Here is a 1,174-nt window from a genome sequence, read left to right as displayed (position 1 = left end):
CCCGCCGCTTGGCGGCTGGCCTGCGCGGTCTGCACCACGCCGGCGAGGTCGTCCACGGTGTAGAGATAGACGTCGCCGAGTTCCCTGACTTCCGGCTCGATGTCGCGCGGCACCGCCAGGTCGACCATGAAGATCGGGCGGTGGCGGCGCTTCTTCAGGGCCCGCTCCACGGCCCCCAGGCCGATGATGGGCAACTGGCTGGCGGTGCAGCTGATGACGGCGTCGAATTCGTGCAGGTGCGCCGGCAGGTCGGCCAGGCGCATGACCTCGCCGCCGAAGCGGGTGGCGAGCTTCTCGCCGCGCTCGAGCGTGCGGTTGGCGATGGCGATCCGGCGGGGGTTCTTGGCGGCGAAATGCGTGGCGCACAGCTCGACCATCTCGCCCGCACCGACGAACAGCACGCGGATGGCGGACAGGTCCTCGAACAGCTGGCCGGCCAGGCGCACGGCGGCGGCCGCCATGCTGATGCTGTGGGCGCCGATGTCGGTGCTCGAGCGCACCTCCTTGGCCACGGCGAAGCTGCGCTGGAACAGCTGGTTGAGCGTGCTGCCCAGGGCGCCCGCGCCTTTGGCGGCGCGCACCGCGCTCTTCATCTGGCCGAGGATCTGGGCCTCGCCCAGCACCATGGAGTCGAGCCCGCTGGCAACGCGGAAGGCGTGGCGCGCGGCCAGGCCGTTCTCCAGCCGGTAGGAATGCGAGCGCAGCACCTGCGGGCTCACGCCGCCGCTGTGTGCCAGCCAGTCGAGTGCGTGGTCGATGGCGGGCGTGGGCGCAGCGCAGTAGATCTCGGTGCGGTTGCAGGTGGAGAGGATGGCGGTCTCCACCTGGCGGTGGCGCCCCGCGCCGTTGGCCAGCGACTCGCGCAGGCCGTGCAGGGTGGGCGCGATCTGGTCGAGCGCGAAGGCAAAACGGCCCCGCAGGTCGAGCGGGGCGGTCGTGTGGTTGATGCCGAGGGCCCAGACTGCCATGGGGTCGCATTATAAAATTTGCGCTGCAACCGGGTAGAGGCCGGGGGCGAGGCCTTGATTTGCATCAAGCGGTCATGGATGCGCTGTCGCTGTTGAACCACCTGCTGAGTTTCTTTGCGCCGGCGCTGGCCGTGGGCGGGCTGTTGGCGCTGGCCGCCCGCATGGCACTGCCCGGGCTGGCACGCGGGCGCTCGCTGGCCGGCGCC

General features: G+C 70.9%; 1 protein-coding gene. It reads right to left on the bottom strand.

The genetic code is table 11. The features are described from left to right. A partial coding sequence (gene hemA, locus A612_RS08730) for a glutamyl-tRNA reductase (protein ID WP_019374120.1) occupies positions 1 to 968 on the bottom strand: 968 nt, incomplete at its 3' end. Positions 969 to 1,174 lie beyond the last annotated feature (206 nt).

Source organism: Melaminivora alkalimesophila (assembly GCF_000282995.1).
GTDB classification, from domain to species: Bacteria; Pseudomonadota; Gammaproteobacteria; order Burkholderiales; family Burkholderiaceae_C; genus Melaminivora; species Melaminivora alkalimesophila.
This window is presented reverse-complemented; position numbering and strand designations above follow the sequence as displayed.